Source organism: Bradyrhizobium sp. MI1.3 (assembly GCF_055811695.1).
Genome location: NZ_JBVVPQ010000213.1, coordinates 1 through 1,044, shown reverse-complemented (window position 1 = coordinate 1,044; position 1,044 = coordinate 1). Strand labels below are relative to the sequence as shown.

Annotated in this window: 1 protein-coding gene; it reads right to left on the bottom strand. The window is 60.9% G+C overall.

The window, feature by feature from the left end:
* Positions 1 to 20: 20 nt before the first annotated feature.
* A partial coding sequence (locus tag AC0L3A_RS40685) for a transposase (protein WP_473256576.1) occupies positions 21 to 1,044 on the bottom strand: 1,024 nt, incomplete at its 5' end.

Below are 1,044 nucleotides of genomic sequence, written 5' to 3'. Positions count from 1 at the left end.
CTGACGCTGGAGAACGATTCCTAAGAAACGGCAGCACCTACTTTTGGCTCCAAGGGTTGAAGAACAAAACCGAATGCCTTGGCACGCCGATGCAAATTGTTGACCACTCGCGTCCGGTAACGCGCCTCGTAGGATGAGGCCCCCGGATCAACATAGTCCATTCCGTATCGCACGGCATTGTAGAACAGAACTGCGATCTTGCGGGCCGTCACGGCCTTGGCCTTGCCGATGCGCGCTGAAAGCCGTCTATAAAAGGCGCCGAGCGCGGTGTCAGTACGACCCACGGTCACGGCAGCAAGGCGCAGAAGTGCCGCCGCCCTGCCGCCGGATCGACACGTTCGGGACGAGAGCATTTTGCCGCCGGAGATCTTGTTGCTGGGCGCCAATCCCAGCCAGGAGGTAAAATCCTTTGCACTTGGCCACGAGGAGAGGTCGTCGCCGCATTCAGCGATCAGCTTCAGCGAGAGGTAGGGACCGAGGCCGTCGATGGTGGTGACGTCCTTTCCAAGCAGCCCAAACAACGACGCGCGGACATCGAACGCCAGAGCGTTCGCCTGATCGGTTCGATTCCGACGCCGCGAGACCGGCGGCGCTGATCCATTATCATGACCCCTATGGATAATGAGTTCCTTCAATACAGCCTCGATCCGGGCGTCGCAGGCAGATGCCTTCTCGTGGTAGGCGTCGTAAAGCGCAAGTGCCTGCTCGAGCGCAAACAGATGCTCGGCGCGGTAGCTTCCGGTGAGCGCCTTCGCGATCGTCTCGGCGCTGGAGTGGCAGCTGTAATGGCGCAAGCACGCCAGCGCCTCAGGATCGCGCTCGCCGGCAAGGATCGCGCGTATGATACGCAGGCCGGTCGCACCGGTGATATCGGCGACGACGTGGTGCAGCTGAAGATTCATCTCCGTCAAGGCCTTCTGCATATGCTGGATGTGTGAGGCCGCGTACTCTAGCAGGCGCTCGCGCTGACGCACGTAGGCTCGCAGCTCGGCAATCTGCCCTTTGGGCCGAAAGCTGGCCCGCAGCAACCCGAATGAATGGAGC